The organism is Flavobacterium chungnamense (genome assembly GCF_039539165.1).
In the GTDB taxonomy this organism is placed as follows: Bacteria; Bacteroidota; Bacteroidia; order Flavobacteriales; family Flavobacteriaceae; genus Flavobacterium; species Flavobacterium chungnamense.
The window spans coordinates 23,918-43,425 of record NZ_BAABCS010000002.1 but is presented as its reverse complement, the minus strand read 5'-3'; the positions used below and the strand labels follow the sequence as shown (position 1 = coordinate 43,425).

Here is a 19,508-nt window from a genome sequence, read left to right as displayed (position 1 = left end):
AAGTTTCTATCATAGTTACTTACATTAATAACGAGTAACAAAAGTACTCATTTATTTGATACCACCAAATTATTGAACTTCAAATAAAAATAATTAATCGACTATTTTTTTGTAATAAGTGTTATTTTATTGCATATAAGTGTTTTAATAACAAAGAATAAATAGGCTATTCCAAAACAAATTATCATTCCAAAATTTCCCATAAATTGAAAAGTTTCAGCAGAACTAAGCAGCTAGTAGAATGCATACACAAGAAAAACCTTTAACTAAAATTAAACACCAAAATCCGCGACCATCAGCGTTTGCATAGCAATCCGTAAAATCCGCGTTCCAAACAAGCGAAGCGCCTAAGCACAAAAAAAATATGAAGATTATAAAGATTTCTTCAATCTGTGTTCCAAAAAACGTAACACCAAAAACCACAAAACAAAAAATCCGCGACCATCAGCGTTTGCATAGCAATCCTTATAATCCGCGTTCCAAACAAGCGAAGCGCCTAAGCACAAAGAAAATAAAAAGATTATTAATATTTCTCAAATTTTATCAATCTGTGTTCCAAAAAACGGATCACCAAAAACCATAAAAAAAGCCCTTCCGTTTCCGAAAGAGCTTTTTCTATATATATCGAGTCCATAGGACGAGTTAACCTAATAACCGAAAACTGAAAACTGACAACCGAACACTAATTAACCACTTTCTTAGTAGCTTTTATTCCTTCAGTTGTAGTTACTTGAACAAGCAATACTTGATTGGTTGTTCCCACATTGATTTTAGTCTCTGAAGCATTGATGTTATTTTTAGTAACCAATACTCTACCTCTAATGTCGTAGATAGTAACCTCTTGCATAGTAGTTCCAGCAGTTCTTACCACAACATCATTTTGTTGTTTGATAACATTGATACTATTTGCAGTAAAATCGTTATTATCTACAGCTAAAGCCGTTTGGTAAACCAATTCAAAACGATTTGCAAAGGTTCCTGCAGCCGATGTAAATGTGTAAGGCGCACTCAAGTTATGGTAAGAACCATCTTGATTGTCTTTAATATAAATAGCTTGTGCTCCACCTGTAAACAATCCGTCAACATGATCTATTGCAAAAGTATAAGTTCCTGCTGTAGTCACTTTATAATTCAATGGAACAATATCAGTTGCTTGGAATGGTGTTGGACGACCTTGAATAACATATTCTGTACTTCCAATAACCATATTTAAAGCCACTGGGCCATCATTAAAATATTTACTATCATACGCGTCAGCTCCAGAAGTAGCATTGGTAAAATATCCAACAACCGCCTGAGAATAAGCTCCTCCAGTTCCTGTTAAGTTCAACCAAACACGATGTGCTTCATTGGTTTGCGTAGCTGCTGTATTGGCTCTAAAGAATTGATTAGTATTATCTGACACACGTTGACCATTATTAAATTCTAATGACGTGGCACCATCTTTTGCCTCAACAAAGAATCCTTGACCTGTTTGGATTACTCCATTTGGTGAAGTAGTATAAGCCTCTCCATTATCTCCAAATGTTGCTGATGAAGTATTCCATGTACAATACGATGGACTTGAAGCATTGTTTGTTTTTCTCCAGAAGTATAAGGTTGGCTCAATTGCGTTAGTATTATCTGATGCAAATTGTGCAATACTAATTGGTGATGGATAAGGATTACCCACTGCATTAAACTGTTGTGTTGCACTTACATTTGCCAAAGTAATGGTTTTAGTTCCATTGTTAGGAACTCCTGTAAAGCTACCATTCCAAACAACTGGTGCTGTTGGGTGGTTGTAGGGCAAACGAATTAAGTATCCTTTTCCTGTTGTAAAGGGTACATTTGAAGTATCTGTTCCGTTTACTCCTGCTCCATTCAATCCTGTGATAGTGAATCCGATTGAACTATTGTTGTATAAATTGGATGACGTGTTATAAACATAAAAACGATTATCAAACGTAAAAGGTGAAAACGAATACAATCCTTGACCTGTAACTGGTGATGACCACATAGTATAATCCAATCTAATTAAAGGATTAGACTGACGTTTTACTATAATATTTCCTGTATTTACTGCCAAAGCATTTACTTGATATAAATTAGCATTGTTGTTTAAGGTAAACGAACTTCCAGAAGCAACTGTTATAGCTCCATTTAAAGTAACATTATATCCAGAAGTAACACTTACAACAGCATTGTTAGATACAGAAATACTACAAGCATCAAAGTCAGCTCCTATGGTGTAATTTCCTGTAAAACTTACCGCTTTTGTACTTGTTGGCGTACCATTACTCCATGAAGTTCCATCCCAAGTTGTAGATTCAATAACTACAGTAGAAGAACCAGATAAAGATACTGGACAAGTCCCATCTGTTAAAGAAACTAAATTCAATGTTTGTGTAGCTGTAGCTCCAGTAACTGTAACTGTTGCTGTTCCTCCTGTTAAAGTAGCAGTTGTATTTGAACCACCATTTATATTATAAGTAACCACAGCTCCAGATGTACCAGTTAAACTAAAAGTTATATCACTTCCAGAACAAACAACTGGACCATTGTTTCCAGAAATACTTGCTGTTGGTAATGGATTAACTGTCATTGTAATTCCAGTAGAAGTTGCAGGTGAACCTGTTAAACAAGGTGTCGCATTCGAAGTCATTTCAACTGTAACTACATCATTATTTGCTAAAGTTGTAGAGGTGAATGTTGAAGCTGTCTCACCTAAAACTGTCTCACCATTTACTGACCATTGATAAGTTGGAGTAGTGCCTCCATTTGTAGGTGTAGCTGTAAAGGTAACGCTTGCTCCAGAGCATATTGTTGTTGTTCCTGTTACTATACTTACGCTCGCTGGTATATTCGGAATTACCGTAATTGTCATTGTAGCCGTACTAGCACATTGACCAATTGTTGGGGTGAATGTGTAAGTAGTAGTAGCTAAATTATTAACTGGAGGCGACCAAGTACCAGTAATACCCTCATCAGAAGTAGTTGGCAATGCAGCCATAGAAGCTCCTGAACAAATAGCGCTTACTTGCGTAAATGTTGGAGCAGCTGGTGGTGTTCCTGTTACTTCCCATAAACAAGTAGTTGTATTTAAGTTTGCCGTTTCCCAACAAGCCAATCCTGTTGGAGCAGCTGGTTGTGTTACTGTTACAGTAAATGAAGTTGTTGTAGCGGTATTTGTTCCGTCGGTCCCGCTTAAAGTAACCGTGGTAACTCCTTTATTAAAAGAAAGTATCCCACTACTTATCCCGTCGGATATTCCTATTACAGTTCCTGTTGAAGCTCCTGAAAGAGTATACCCCCAGGTAGCTCCAGAACAATTGTCATTTATAGGATCCGCAATGGTATAGTTAGCCGCACAAGTGCCAGAAATCACATCTATGGATTGGTTATTCGGACTAGTTAAAGTTGGCACTGCATTATCAATTATAGTTACGGTAAAGGAGCAAGAGCCCGTATTCCCGACGCTATCGGTAACCGTCCAGGTCACCGTAGTTAAGCCCTTGTTGAAGACCACACCAGCAAGTGTATTGCTTCCAGTGCCTGTAGTTGCACCAGCGAGTGTGTAATTAGTTGCAGTTACTCCGCAGTTGTCAATACTTCCCGAAGGGTCGAATTCTGCGCCCACGGTGGTGTAATTACAGGCAAGCGCTTGGGTATTTCGGATAGGATCAGAAACAGTAACTTCTGCGCCGAGATTGCTCACTGTGCCTTGGTTTGTCCAGGTATTCGTATTAAAGTTGAAAGATGCGGTTTGGCGACCGCTGCCAACAATCGACCACTTCTTGTTAGCCGGACCATTTGCAGACTGATTTATAACAAGCCAATATGTAGTTCCTGCTATCAAATCGTAATTTGAGCTGAAGTTATTAATATTAACAAAGTTGCTTGTATTTGTTGCTGCACTATTAATTGGGAAATCAGACCAGTTAACTGTCTTCAAGGAAGCAAGAAGTGCCGTAGGAATAGCTCCGCTACCACTCCACAACTGCACATCGAATGTAGTGCTCCCTCCAGTTGAAGCATTCGATCTGTATAGGTTAAGCTTGATATTCGACACGGACCCGCTTCTACTAGCAGTAAATTGCTGAGCCCAACGACTGATGTTGGCGAAGTTCTTATCATTTGCAGCAGTCCCTCCGCCAGGTGCGAGGTTATTGTAAACATTCACCTGCGCACCATTAAATGTGCAAGATACCGTTGGGTTCTGGATATCGTTAACCGTTACGGTAAAAGTACATGAAGTACTACCACATGAATTAGTAGCTGTAGCGGTAACTGTTGTTGTTCCAACAGGAAAACTTGTTCCTGAGTTTTGAGAGTAGATAACTATTGGAGCGGGTGAACCTGTTACAGTAGCCGCAGCAAAATTTACTATTGCACTGCATTCCCCAAAAGCAGTATTGACAGATACATTAGCAGGGCAACTAATTGTTGGTGGTGTATTAATTGTCAAGTTTAAAGTAGCCGTATTACAGCCCGTTTCAAAAATAGTTCCTGATTGTGCAGTAGTATAGACTTGTCCATTGGCTGGCCAAATATAGCTTTGACCAGAACAAATAGAAGTAGTTACACTTCCTATAGTAGTATTTAGATTTACCGTTACCGTAGAAGAACCTGTTAAAGAAGCTGGACAAACTCCATTAGTTACAGAAACTAAATTTAATGTTTGGTTAGCCGTAGCTCCTGTTACAGTAACGATAGCCGTTCCGCCTGTTAAAGTGACTGTAGTGTTTGTTCCTCCATTTAAGTTATAAGTAACCACAGCTCCTGAAGTACCTGTTAAGGTAAAAATTGCATCAACTCCCGAACAAATCGGACCATTATTTGATGAAATACTTGCCGTAGCCAATGGGTTAACTGTTAAAACACCATTATTATTTGTTGTTCCATTCCAGAAACCTCCACCACCTGCATTATAACCTCCATACTGCCAATCGCAGGTACCTTGCTTATAACGGAAGGTATAATAGAAAGTTCCATTAGTTGGTGCTGTAAAAACATATTGGTACTCGTCATTATTAGTACCACCTCCTGATGAATTAAAACTAGCTGCAAACCAATTCGTCCAAGTAGCTGGATTAGTATTAGCTGCATCATATCCAAATTCTACAATAATACCTGCACCTTGAACCCCAGTGCCTGGAGTAACTCCTGGCTCAAAAACTTGTCCATAAGCCGTAAAACTAGCTCCTTCGCAAACCGTTTGTGAACCTGGAAATTGTAAATTAGCATAATCAATGGTACTAGAAATAGTTAAAGTACCTGTTTGATTAACAGCCGTAGCACATCCATTACCAGTTGTGGTAACTATATAATTAAACACACCGCCTGCTGAAGGTATTCCGCTGATAGTAAATACACCAGCATTGTAGGTACCAGACATTCCTGCTGGCAATCCTGTAACCCCAGCTCCAGTAGCACCGCCACCTACAGCATAGGTGATAGCTGTTGGAAGCGCTGTATTTTGACAGAACGATTGTACATTAGTACCCAATCCACTAGTTAAACTAATAGTATGTGCAGCATTCGTGTTAACAGTTAAAACACCATTTACATTGGTAGTTCCGTTCCAGAAACCTCCTCCTGTAGAGTTGTAACCGCCATATTGCCAGTCACAAGCACCTGATTTATATCTAAAAGTATAATAATAAACACCATTTAAAGAAGGAGTAAAATTATAAACATATTCGTCGTTATTACCCACATCAGAACCATAACCAGAGGTAAACCAGTTCGTCCAAGTAGCCGGATTGGTATTGGCAGCATCGTATCCAAACTCAACTGTAATTCCTGAACCTGCGCCTGCACCAGGTGTTACACCTGCTTGAAAAACTTGTCCGTAAACCGTATAAGTTCCACCTTGACAAATAGTTCCCGAAGGTGGGAATTGAAGATTAGCATATCCTACTGGATTCGACACTTGCATAGTGATACCTGCTGAAGTTGCTGGTGAACCAGTAACACAAGTAGCATTAGAAGTCATAACAACAGTTACCACATTTCCATTTGCTAAAGTTGAACTTGTAAAAGTTGAAGCAGTTTGACCAGAAACATCTGTTCCGTTTATTTTCCATTGGTAACTTGGAGTTGCTCCACCATTAGTTGGAGTTGCTGTAAATGTTACACTAGTTCCTGAGCAAATTACTCCAGAAGGAACAGCCGCAATACTTACACTTGCTGCAACACTTGGAGTAACAGTAATGATAACAACTGCAGAAGTAGCTGCTGTACAAGCACCACTAGTTACCATTGCTCTATAATAAGAAGTTGCCGTTAAATTTCCAATTGTTGCTCCTGCTAAAGTTGCCGCAGTTTCTCCAGAAATATCTGTAAAAGTTATATTATCTGGTGAAGATTGCCATTGAATTGTTCCTGTATTTCCTATTAATGAAATATCAGTTGGCTGTGTGTTTTCACAAATTGTTTGATTAGCTGAAACAGTTCCTGCAACTGATGCCGGATCTAAAGTTACTACAACACTACCTGTCATAGCTAGTGTTAAATTACAAGTTCCATTAGTATTAGAAGCCTCTACTGTATAAGTACCAGCTACTAATTGATTTCCAAAAGATATTGCGCTACCTGTTCCTGCAACTGGAGAACCAGTATTAGTACCTCCAATTTTTAACTGATAACTAACACCAACTTGCGAATTAGCCAAACCAACCGCAACACCTGTAGTCGCACATCCATTTCCACCACCAGTAACGGAGTAAGCAACTGGTTCAACACATGTTACATTTCCTCTAAAATTAAAATCATTCAAACTTCCTGTTCCTCCTGTATTAGTTGCATTATAACCATATATTCTAAAAGTAATAGTTGATGAAATATCATTAAATGCAACGCCAGATAATGAAAGAGTTTCATTATTTGAGATATTAGTAGCTGTGTTAGAATAAACCCCTAAATCAGTCGAAAAACCATCTAAACTTGAACGTACCGAAAAGTTTGATGGACCAGAACCAGATCTTTGATTTGTAAAATTAAAATCTTCAAAGTTAATACTATATCCTAAGTTTGGAGTTAATGATAATTCTATATAATCATTAGCATCAATTGAGGTAGATAATGTCCAGTTTGTATTTGTATATCTATCATTTCCTGTTACCCCTGAAATTCCTGAACCCCTAATCACGCCACTTACAGTAATATTTGTATCAAAAGTTTGTCCTGTTGTATATGGACTCGTATTACCCGGAGATGAACCAGTAATTGGATTAGCAAAAATACTTACCGGCGCTAAAGTCACAACAATTGTTCCACTTGTATCTGGTGTTAAAACTCCAGAAGTTGTTGTTAAAGTATAAGAACCAACTGCATCAAATTGTGCAGCATTAAAAGTAGCTATACCTGCAACAGCTGCTACAGTTACAGTTCCTCCTAAGTTTCCTGGTCCTGATGCTTTAGCGATAGTTACGTTAGCTGTATACCCTGTATCTACTGAGTTATCTGGTCTTCTTGCTTCAACAGTAAATGAAGCTAAGTTGGTACTAATATATCCTGTTGCTGGAACTCCAACAAAAGTTAAATGATCGGCACCTGCAACCACATTAAATGCAGCGCTTGTTCCTGCTGTCAATGGATCACCAGATGTTTGTGTAGCCGTAATAGTTGCTCCAGTTCCTGTTGTTGCTAAAATTACTCCAGAAACTACAATTGAATTAGTTCCTGCAACAATTGTTCCTGTTATTGTTCCAGAAATTGCACCTGCATTTCCGTTAGTAGTCAATGTAAATGAAGTATTTGCAGTAACATTTGCTGATACATTCAATGCGTTTTGTGCTTCTACAGTAACGTTAAATCCTGAACCAACCTGAGGCGTTACAGGAGCTATAGATGTAATTACAAATTGTGTTGCAGGTAAAGCTATAAAAGCTGCGTCTTTACCAATTGCAAAATAATTTGTACCTGTTGTTAAATCAGATGGAGTTGAATTTGCTGAAGAAGTTGCAACAAATGGATTGGCTCCAGATAAAGTTGCTCCAACTTGTGACCAAACACTACCATTGTAATATCCTAAATAAGGTGTAGATGCTGCTGCAAAATTTGCTGCTGGCTCACCAGTATTATATTGTGCTTGAATAGCTAAATTACTTCCAGCTGCAACAGCTTCTGTAACTTGCCATCTTCTATTTACAATTCTTGTATTATCATTTGGTGTAGCAAAAGTCCCATCAACTGCAATTACACCATAAACATCAGAAGTTCCTGAATTATTTAAAGTGATAGGATTGTATGAAGCATTACCAACTGCAAAAAGTGTATTTGACGCAGCAACTGTTCTTTTAAGTTGTCCTGCACCATTTGTTACAACATAATTAGTAGCACCTGCACCTGTAATGGTTCCAGAATTTCCAACTGTTAAATCATTAGCGCCAAGAGTTATTTTACCCGAAGTTAATCCTAATGTTTGATTTACAACTGCTGAATTATTTAAAGTTAAACCTGTTGTATTATTTAAAGTTAAGAAATCGAAAGTTGTAGCTCCAGTTAAAGTTTGAGCTGTTGTTCCGTTAAAAGTAACCAATCTAGTATTTGTAGAAAAAGTACCACTATTAGACCAATTTCCTGCAAGACTAAAATCTCCACCACTAGTTCCTGATAGCACTAATGATGCACCAGAAGCAATAGAAACATTTCCTGTTACTGACATTGCAGCAGTTGTTTGATCCATATTAAATGAACCACCTAAAAGGTTTAAGTTTCCAGCAACTGATGTTGTACCATAACTTCCACCGCCACTTCCTAAATATATAGTTCCGTTACCAACTACTAAATTTCCGTTGATTACCCAGTTCCCAGCAGTGTTTCCTGTTCTTGAAAGAAATCTGCCTGAAGTATTCATTGTAAAATCATAAGCTGTGATTGGTCCAAAACTTGAAACATCAGAAGCGCTATTAAAAACATAACTATTTCTACTAAAAGGCAAAGTTGAACTACCAGATGTAGTACTACTTACCGTATAATATCTTGAATATCTTGCACTTGTTCCAATAGTACCACCAGCATTTTCAGTTGGGGTTTGACCATAAACAAAACCACCTGAACTTGTTACATAACTAAAAAAATTGAAAGCCGATGGTTGACCACCAATGGTTGACCAAGGTATTGAGAATTCTCTTGTATTACCACCAGTTTCCGCATAACTCCCAAAACCAGATGTTGGACCTGTCCAGCCATTACTTCCGTCAGCTGTTCTATATTCTCTATATCCATTTTTGACATATAATACCAAATCAGCTCTATATTGTAATTCGGCAAAATTAGTTCCATCATAACCTTGACCTACACTTGTACCATTAGCATTAGTTCCACCATTTACAGGAATTTGCGGATCTTTATCTAAATACAAAACAAAAGCCTCAGTAGTATTTGAACTTGCAACGGCAACATAAAGATTAGTATCATCCCAAGTTAAATAAGTATTTCCTTGTTGGTTTGAACCATTGGTATGAACACCATATTCTCCGGTAACAATTGTACCGTTGATTGTTGGAGCAGAGGTTCCGGTAATTGATACCTCATCAATTCCTAATCTATCTCTTGAACCAGAAGCACCTGCAGAAACCCAATAAATCCATCTAACTTGAACAATTGTTTGATTGTTTGCACCAGCAGGTAAAGTTTGCGTATAACTAACACCACTTGCGCGTCCAGCAGTAGAAGTAGAATAAACTGAAGATGATGGACTATCAACATTTGTCCACGTACCTGTATCCCCAACTCTATATTGTAAAGCTATTGAATTTGTATAAGAAGCTTGATCCAATTTAGTCCAAGATATCCAAGAAACAGAAATATTTGATAATCCTGTAGTTGAAATTTCAGAAATTATTGCTCCCGCTGATTGACTACCAGAGGCTAACACTGTAACACCATCAACTCCAGAAACACCTTCAATCATGTATCCACCTGAATTGTTTGTAGTTGTAACAGGCAAATCAGCATTTCCATCGGTTGTAATTCTAGTGGTAGGTATAGCTCCAGCTGAAGTTCCAAATCTATGAACTGCCATAGATGTAGGTAAAGTTGCAGCGCCGGTAAAATTAAATGGCAATGTTGCTGTGGTTGGATTAGTTTGTCCAAATGAGACAAAACTTAGCAACATTACAAAAGAAAAAATCGAGTTCATTACAAGTCGATTTAAAGTAATTTTAGTAAAGTTAATCATAAAAATCAATGTTTTTAAGTAGTTTTTTAGGGTTGCATTCATTTGGGAATGAACACTTTTTTTCAGCTTGTAAAATTACATTAATTTTTTAATTAACAAAGTATTAGCAATGTAGATTTTAAACTACATAGTCAAATTACAGCTAATTAAGTAAATCATAAGAAAAGTAGTAGGTTTTACTATTTTTATAGTTGTCTTAACCTCTTTTAATCCAATTTAAAATCTAATAATCCAAAACCAACCTCAACATCACGCATCCAAGCATAACTTTTTCCTTCTTTAGAGCATTTTCCAACAAAAAGAAAAGCCGCCATAAACACTTGTTCTTGAGGGATTGCTACTTCCAAGTCTATAGTTTGGTGCAATACATCACAATACTGCACACCACTTCCAATTACCTGATAATCATAAGTATTCAAATCTATTTGCAACAAAAGCAATTCCACTCCCAAACACATCCTAGACTTGAGTTTATAATCGTGTGGCGTAACACTAACCTTTCCAGTTTCAAAATTAAAAGGAGTATTGATAATAATCCCTGCGCACAAAGACCGCTTAGGGTTTAATTGAAACTTTCTAAAAAGAGAAGTACCAGCAACGGTAGCTATGCCTTTTTCAAAAGTCTTAGCACCTTTTTCCGACAAAACATCACAATTCTTCACACCCATAACCACCGACTGAATATGGTTATAAATCATATTCTCAGGAACCCATTGCAACCACCAAGCAAAGGCACGTTTAATTCCAGAAGACAATTTAGCACATTTACCAAACTCACTCTGACGCTTCCTAACCGATTCATAACGTTCTTCTGTCTTAAGCCGCTTACCCGTAAAACCACCTTTACGCTGTATAATCAAACTTCCATTGCGATGATAAGCAACCAAATTCCCAATAGAACCCTCAAACTGAATTAATCCAACATTTTTTGCCATAAAATCAAAATAAAATCCCTACATTAGCTCCTGATTTCTATATCATTAAGCATTTTTCAAAACTAAAGAAAAAGCAATCAAAATCCTAACATTTTATCAAAAACCATAACGCTACCATTACGTAGCCATGACGCTACCATGTCGCTATCGTTACGCCCTTTACTTTTACTTAACTCCTATTTAGTCCATAATTAAACCCTTACTTAAGACATCGAACAAACTACGAACGAAATACGAACGAAATAGGAATAAAACCCGAATCTAATAATAAAAAAACCTCCTCAATTTCTTGAGGAGGTTTTAAACTATTTAGTTCTTATTTAAAAAACTATCTTTTTATAACACGTAGTGTTTTAGTATTGGACTCTTGAGATACAATTACATTGTAAACTCCAGATGGATATTGGTTTCCTAATTCAAAGTTTTGAATATCAGAAGCGTTTATCATTTTGTCTTCTACTAGTTTTCCTATCATGTCGTAAACTCTAACTTGAATGTTAGCTTCGCTAGTAGTTTTCACATCCAACTTGAAGTTTTCTGCAAATGGATTTGGATAAGCCAATGCTTCAAATACATTTACTACTTCTAATTGAACATCTGATGCAATAGCTCTTGCTTGCATTGGAGTCTTGATAGTACATGCTTTACTGTATGGACCAAAACTTGGCTCATTTGGTAACTTAACCGCAACTTGTACAGAATAAATAGCTCCATTTGGAATTAACCCAGGGAAGTTGTTTAATGTAAATCTGTTGAATTGGTTGTCGTAGAATGTATCATAATCAACTCCGTTGTAAACTCTAAATCTGTAGGTAATTGCACCAGTTACTGCATCAGCAATAATTAACTCAGAGTTACTTGTAACTTGATAGTTATTACATTGAACCGATCTAACTTGAGTAGTAGGATGAGCTGGTGTATTGATATTACATGCTGTACCATAAGGTAAGAAGGTACCATCAGTATTTCTTAATGAAACTTCTATTCTATAAGTACTAGCATACAAAATACCTGACAATTGAGTCATGTTAAACTTGTTAGCTGGTTGCGTAGTTTCTTGAGAAGTTCCTGTTGGAACACCTGAAATTACTCTTGTAACTCTGAATCTATAAGCAGTAACATTAGAAACTGCTCCTGCATTAATCCATTGGTTCATGGCTGTTAATGTACTTCCACATTGTGCACCAATTGTTGAAACTGGATTTGGTGTGTTTACATAACATGGCGCTCCATAGAACGGCTGATATGCACCATTAAGTTTAACAGATACTTCAAACATGTATCTTGAATTGTAAGTAGTATTTGGAACGTTAGCCAAAGAAATATTATTCGTTGGTCTTTCAATAACAATTGGATTAGCAATTGGCACATTAGTATTCAAATCTACCTTAGTAATTCTAAACTTATAGCCTTGTGCAAAATTATACCAGTTTGTTGTTACTGTTGAATACCATCCAGACAATGTAACACCACAAGAAGCTGGTGCTAAAGTTGTTGTTGTTGGACAACCAGAAGTTGCAATGGTAAATGATTTTGTAGTTCCTCTAGAACAACCTAAAGGTGTAGATACTGTAGCTGTATAAGAAACTGGACCATTTACTTTGGTGTATACTGTATTTGTTGGAGTACCGCTATAAGGCACAGTAGCTTCAACATCTGTGTATAATCCAGTTGTTGGTGACCATACTATTCCTGAAGGTATTAAATAATTGATTACTAATTGAGCCGAACCAAATGTTGCGTCATTTCCACCATCATTATAAGTTTCAGTTATCAATAAATTTATAACACCACTAGGCGCATTAAATCCTGTCAAATTAATTACTGGATTTGGAGTAATTGCACCAACAGATCCTAATGTAGATATCTGAGTAGATGCCAAAGTATGTGCACCTGATAGAGCAACTCTAATTTCACTTCTGTATGATGTACCAACTGCACTAACGTTGTTTAATAATAATTGTGCAGAAGTAATAACAGCACCAGCAGGAATTCCAGAAATAGTTAATGGATAAGTAGCTGCGGTTGATCCTTCAGAAACTAAATTGCTACCAAATGATAATGTTACTGAACCTGGAACTGCAGGAGCAACAGATGCAGATAATGTTTTAATCTCTCCAATACATGCTGTAGTTGAATTACCAGAATTAGTAACAACTGGAGCTGGATTTAGATTTACAGTTACATTGATTGTTCCTGAAGAAGAACATCCATCAACTGTGCTAGCTGTAAAAGTATAAGTTCCGGATGCTGCTAATGTAACATTAGATATACTTGGATTTTGCAATGATGAAGAGAATCCGTTTGGACCTGTCCAAGCAAAAATAGTACCATTAGTAGTAGTTCCTGTCAAATTCAATGTAGATGACTCACAAACTAAACTATCAGCTGTCGGAACTGCTGTTGGAACTTCATTAACAACTAATGCAACAGCAGTTGAAGTAGCTGTTGGTCCACACGCTGGAGTAACTACAACATCATATGATGCTTCGTCAGCTTCAACAATACCAGTCAAATTAAGAGTGGCAGTTGTTGCAGAAGCATTACCTGTAATACCTATTCCGTTTTTACGCCATTGGTACGTTAATCCTGGACCAGTAGCCGCAACGGTAAAGGAAGCATTAGTTCCAGCACATTGGCTAAGTGCAGAAGGCTGAGATGTAATTGATGCACCTGACTCAACTGTTAATGTTTGAGTAAGTGAAGTACTACATCCAAAATTATTTGTAACTACAACAGTGTAAGTAGTTGTTTCAGTAACATTAGACGCCACAGGATTTGCAATACTTGTGCTAGACAAGTAAGTTGCTGGTGACCAAGCATAAGTATATGTTGGAACAATAGGTGGTGTAAAAGTATAAACTGTTCCTGAAGGAATTTCATCAACAGACGATATTCCTGAATTCTCAGAAGTAGAACTAACTGTAGATGTAGCAACAGGAGAAAGAGGAGTTACACTTTTGTAATTTCCAGATGCTCCTGAAATACCGATAGAAGCAGTTAAACCATTATCAGCAGTTAAAGCACCATAACAATATTTAATTAGGTTAGTACCTTCATGCAATTTTATTTGATAATTATTTGTAAGATTCGCGTTGGTTCCACCACCACCAATAGCAACATTTGACCATTGAATTGTCAAAACTCTATTCGGAGTTGTTCCTGATGTTTGATAAGAAATCGAACCTGTTCCTCTATGATTATCATCCCACATTGCTGCTAAAACATTTGTATTAGATGCTAAACCATTAGTATATGATGTGGCAGCTGCACCCAAACGTATTGTTCCGTTAGTCGAAATACTAAATGTAGTAAAATTAGATCCACCATAACTAAATGGGAAACCTATCGCGATACTATTTTGAGTTCCATCATCTCCAGTAGCGGTACTATTGGTTCCACCAACTATAGGTGTATAAGTTTCTGCAGAAGCACTAAATGAATAGTTAGCTGGGGTAGTATTAACAACTGGGGTAACAACTGCCAATTGAGAACCTAATCCTGAACAAAAAGTAGGAGGTGTCGCTGAAACAGTAGCTGTTACTACAGGACCTGTTGTTATAATTACAGTAGCAGTATTTGTACATCCTGAAGCATCAGTACCAGTAACTGTATAAGTTGTAGAAACTGATGGAGATGCTAAAACTGTATCTCCAGTTGTAGCTGACAAACCAAATGCAGGTGACCAAACATAAGTTGATGCTCCACTAGCTGTTAATGTAACTGGTGAACCAGGCACACAATAACTAGCTGAACTTGGTGTTACACTAATTGTTGGTTGAGTAATAGTTAATGTAACTACATCAGATTCAATTGGTAAACATGGTGATGAAGAACTTACAATAGCTTTATAATAAGTTGTTCCAACTGGAGTAGATCCTGTTACAGAAATACTTAAATTAGATGGAGAAGAAGCACTTGAAGCTCCAACATTTGTCCATCCAGAAACACCATTAGGTGATTGTTGCCATTGAATACTTGTTACGCCTCCAGTTGCAGAAACAGAAAACACATGAGTTCCATTTGTTCTACAAACTGAAGCACTTGTTGGTTGAGATGAAACTGAAACTCCTGAAGCCACATTTAAAGTAGCTACTGTTGAAGATACTGTAATTGCTCCTGTTACATCTACATAATAAGTCCATCCATTATTAGTTATTGTATTACCTGTAACTGTTAAAGTATTTGAAGTAGCTCCACTATAATTTCCTCCATTAGAAATAGGCAGTGGACCAAAACCTTGATCTTCGTACCATTGGAAACTATTAGCAATTCCTGAAGTTGTAACACTAAATACTGCTGTTCCTGAATCACATAAATTTACATTTGATGGATTCAATGTAATAGCTGTATTTCCTACTGTTAATAAAACACTATTTGAAGTTACTGGATCACATGGAGAAGCTCCAGATACAACACATTGATATTGATAAGTATTCATTGTGTCTGGAACCGCTGTTAATACTAGATTATTACTAGTAGTTCCGCTATAAACACCACCATTAGACACAGGTAAAAATGTAGTACCTCCATCAGTAGATTCTTCCCATTGATAAGATAAACCTGAACCCGTAGCTGCAACTGAAAAAGAAGCATTTGTTCCAGTTAAAATTACTTGTTGTAGTGGTTGTGTTGAAATAGCTACTGGCTCTTTTACATTAACAACATAAGTTGAAGCTGTAGAACAACCGTTATCAGTTACTGTATATGAAATTGTTGCTGTTCCCTCTGCAACACCAGTTACTAAACCTGCTGAATCAACAGTCGCAACTAATGAGTTTGAACTTGACCAAACACCAAGTGCAGTTGCATTTGTTAATGCTAATGTATTAGGTATACATAAATCATTTGATGAACCTAAAATTGGGTCAACAATTGGAAAAGTATTTACCACTAAACTAGAAGCGCTACTTGCAGAACCATTAGCACTTGGAGTACTATAAACCGATACAACTCCTGCTGTATTTCCTGCAGGTAAAGTAGCTGTTATTTGTGTATCACTATTTACTGTAAAGTTTCCTGCTCCAGCACTAATTCCATTAAACTGTACATCTGTTGTACCTGTAAAATTAGAACCTGTAATTGTCATAACTGTTCCTCCTGCTTGACCACAAACAGTAGAAGGAGTAAATGAGCTAACAACAACTGGAGGTGGAATTAATGACCAAGCCAATGTGAAGGTACCATTTTGTCCATTCCAACCATCTTGCACCCAGTATACATTTTGAGTTTGACCTGTTGTATTAGTCCAAACTTCATTTTCTACATCTGGTTCATCCTGACACAAGATTTCAGTTTGAGATGCACATGAACCATAGAACAATGTATGAACAGAATCATAACCATTTACAGTTTGTCCAATATTTAAAGTATACCCATTTGGTACAGCAATAAAATAATAAGAGTCTCCACTTGCACTAGAATGGCATGAAGGAGTGAAATCATTTGTTAATCCTGAAGTAGAATCACTTATAGGTGAAGTTAAAGCACCTAAGTCTGTTGCACCTGAGCAAATATCATTTGCAGGAGCAGGACCAGTTGTAAAACTCCATTCAGCACAAGGGCCAACAGCTGTACCTCCTGAATTTCTTGGAACAATTCTCCAATAATTAGTTTGATTATATAAAAGACCTGTAATACCTACTGTTGGATTACCACTCACAGGTGCAGGGATATTACCTAATAAAGTTAATGTACCACTAGTAGTTCCCAAATAAACATCATAAGAAGTTGCAGCTCCTTCTGTTGGAGAAGTTGCTGGAACAGACCAAGTCAATTGTGCTGCACCTGAAACAATGGCAACATTAGTAGCACCATCAGTTGGTGAAATAATACTAGCACATGCCGGTGCATTATCAAGGGTTGCAAAAGCGAATGGACCCTCCCAGATACTATATAATGATCCAGGTGTACAAGCCGCTCTAACATAATATTCGTAATTTGTACCTACATTCAAACCTGAAGCTGCATAAGTCGTAGCAGTTAAAGCTACTCCTGAACCAGTTGGAACTCCTAAGCCTGCCAATTGAACGGCAACTTCCCAATTTGTTTCAGCACAACCTAATACCCAAGATAATGTGGCAGAGGTTTGAGTTACAGATGCAACAGCTAAAGTTGAAGGTTTTGGACAAGGATCTGCAGCACTAATAGTTACCAAATAATCTTCTACCTCGCCATAATCACTAGGTATTCCACAAGGTGTAATTGCATTACCTGCAACTGTTACACTCCATCCACTTCTAACTCTCAATCTATGAACTCCTAATGGAGGATTACATGCTAAAGCAATATTAAATGAAGCAGATGAATTTGCCGCAACAGCAGAACTTGTAAAACCAATTCTTTCATTAGTTTCAAACAAACCATTATCATTATAATCAATCCATGCAGCAAAAACTTGAGCATAAGCTCCTGTATAAACCTGACAACTATAAGTAGAACCAGCTTGAAGTGTGGTAGTTAAAGCAGAATTAGTTGTATAATTGTTATAAAAACTAGTACAAGTTGTACCAGAATTGTTGTCTAAAGTATTTAAAATAACTCTTGCAATAAGATCTCCCGCAGAACATCCGCTAGATGACGTTGGCGTACAATATCCTGGTCGAATAGTAGTACCTGCTACCCATGAGGACTTATCAATCCCATCACAATTGGCTCTAACCCACCAATAGTAATTGGTATCTATTGTTAAACCAGAAAAAGTAGCTGTTGTTACACCAGCCGCCACTGTTCCAGTAGGCGTAGACCCAGCAGTTGGAGCAGTATTGGTAGTTGAATATATGTATTCATAACCATTTGCTGGATTAGTAGTTGAAGCAGTCCATGAAACTGTTGCAGAATCCAAAGTAGTAGTTACTGATAAAGCCGAAGGCGCTGTACATGTTGGTGTAACTTCTGCAAACATATCGTCAATTGACATATCATTAGGACCACTCGTATGCACTACTTCAATAAAGAAATAATAGGTTCCTGTTGTTGGAGCAATATAGCTACCTTGTATTTTTTGATAGGTAGTGTTTGTTGCATTCGAAACCGTTGTTAACAAAGTAGCTCCTGTAACAGAAGGACTTGTATTAACAAACAATTTAATTGATGTCCAACCTGATAGACCATCAGTTAAATACCAAGCTCCAAAGTCATAAGAAGTTGCTGTTGTTAAAGCGAGAGGAGCAGAATAAACATATTTATTTACTGTTGGAGTCCAACGAATATTTTGATAAATAGAACCTGTTCTTGGCGCAGCACCAGTTGCTGTTGTAGAACGAGTTAAAGGATGAGAACTTGACATACAACCTGGTAAATTCGGAACCACAGCCGTTTCAAATCCTTCATTATAAGGCATTGAAAAAGGGGTACATAGTGTAGTAAAATTAGATGTCCCTGACCAATCAGACTTATCAGAAACAGAACAATTAGAACGCACCCAATAATAATAAGGTGTATTCGGAGTTAAACCAGTTAAACCAACTGAAAAAGTAGTTGTTCCAACGTTTCCAGTTGGTGTAGTACTGCCAGTTGGCGGCACACTTGATGTTGAAACATAATAATCATATCCACTAGCTGGAGGAGTTGTAGAAGCTGTCCAACCAATAGTAGCCGTTGTCGCAGTTACTAAACTTGAAGTCAAAGCTGAAGGTGTAACACAAGTTGGCGTAAGATTAAGTTTGAAATCATCCAGAGTCAAATACCAAGGATTACCATTGGCTGTACATTTAATTGCAACATAATAGTTGCCTGAGGTTGCTGGAGTAAAAGCTCCAGTCAACGTATTAAAAGAAGCATTAACAATGTCCGCAGGGACAGAAGCTATTGTATTAGTTTGAGTCGCTGCAGCTGCAGTAGTACCATAAGTTAAAGCTAATGGCCCAAAACCAGTTAACCCATCTGCTTTGTATAAACAACTAGAAGTATATGATACTCCACCAGTTAAACTAAACGGACCAACAAAATAATATCTTGTACCTGAGTTATATCTGTGACAGATATATTTGGTGTCACCATTACCCGACTGGTTATATGAACCGGTATTGGTAATATATGTGGGTTGGTTTGTTGTGGTCCCAGACCTAGTCCAAGCACCACCAGTCACAGTTGGGAAACCATTGGCAACAGTTATTCCTGCAAAAGTTTCTGAATAAGGTAGAGCAATTTGCGACCAAGAAGTAAATCCTGAAAGCAGTAATACCATAAACATCAAACTCATAAGCCACGATGTTCGCATACTGCCCTTTGAATTGGGATTGTTCCCAACTACTTCGGACTCTTGCGAGCTGAGTTTCGATAATTTTCGATAACTCAGAGAATTGTAGTTATTCATCATAATTTATAAAATTGGGTTAATTAATGGGTTAATTTATAAAAAAGTTAATTACTTGCTAATGATTAATTCACAAAAACGATAAAAT

3 protein-coding genes are annotated in these 19,508 nt (G+C 37.3%); all 3 read right to left on the bottom strand.

The window, feature by feature from the left end; translation table 11 throughout:
- Positions 1-682 precede the first annotated feature (682 nt).
- Positions 683-10,129: a T9SS sorting signal type C domain-containing protein gene (locus tag ABD771_RS00050; protein WP_345088803.1), complete on the bottom strand. Its 9,447-nt coding sequence runs from the start codon at positions 10,127-10,129 to the stop codon at positions 683-685.
- A gap of 245 nt (positions 10,130-10,374) precedes the next feature.
- Complete coding sequence (locus ABD771_RS00045; protein ID WP_345088800.1) at positions 10,375-11,028, bottom strand: hypothetical protein; 654 nt, start codon at positions 11,026-11,028, stop codon at positions 10,375-10,377.
- Between the two features lie 403 nt (positions 11,029-11,431).
- Complete coding sequence (locus tag ABD771_RS00040) at positions 11,432-19,324, bottom strand: fibronectin type III domain-containing protein (RefSeq protein WP_345088797.1); 7,893 nt, start codon at positions 19,322-19,324, stop codon at positions 11,432-11,434.
- Positions 19,325-19,508 lie beyond the last annotated feature (184 nt).

Excerpts from the sequence above, each read along its gene's own strand:
- ABD771_RS00040 (WP_345088797.1), bottom strand. The coding sequence starts at position 19,324 with ATGCGAACATCGTGGCTTATGAGTTTGATGTTTATGGTATTACTGCTT.
- ABD771_RS00050 (WP_345088803.1), bottom strand. The coding sequence starts at position 10,129 with ATGAACTCGATTTTTTCTTTTGTAATGTTGCTAAGTTTTGTCTCATTT.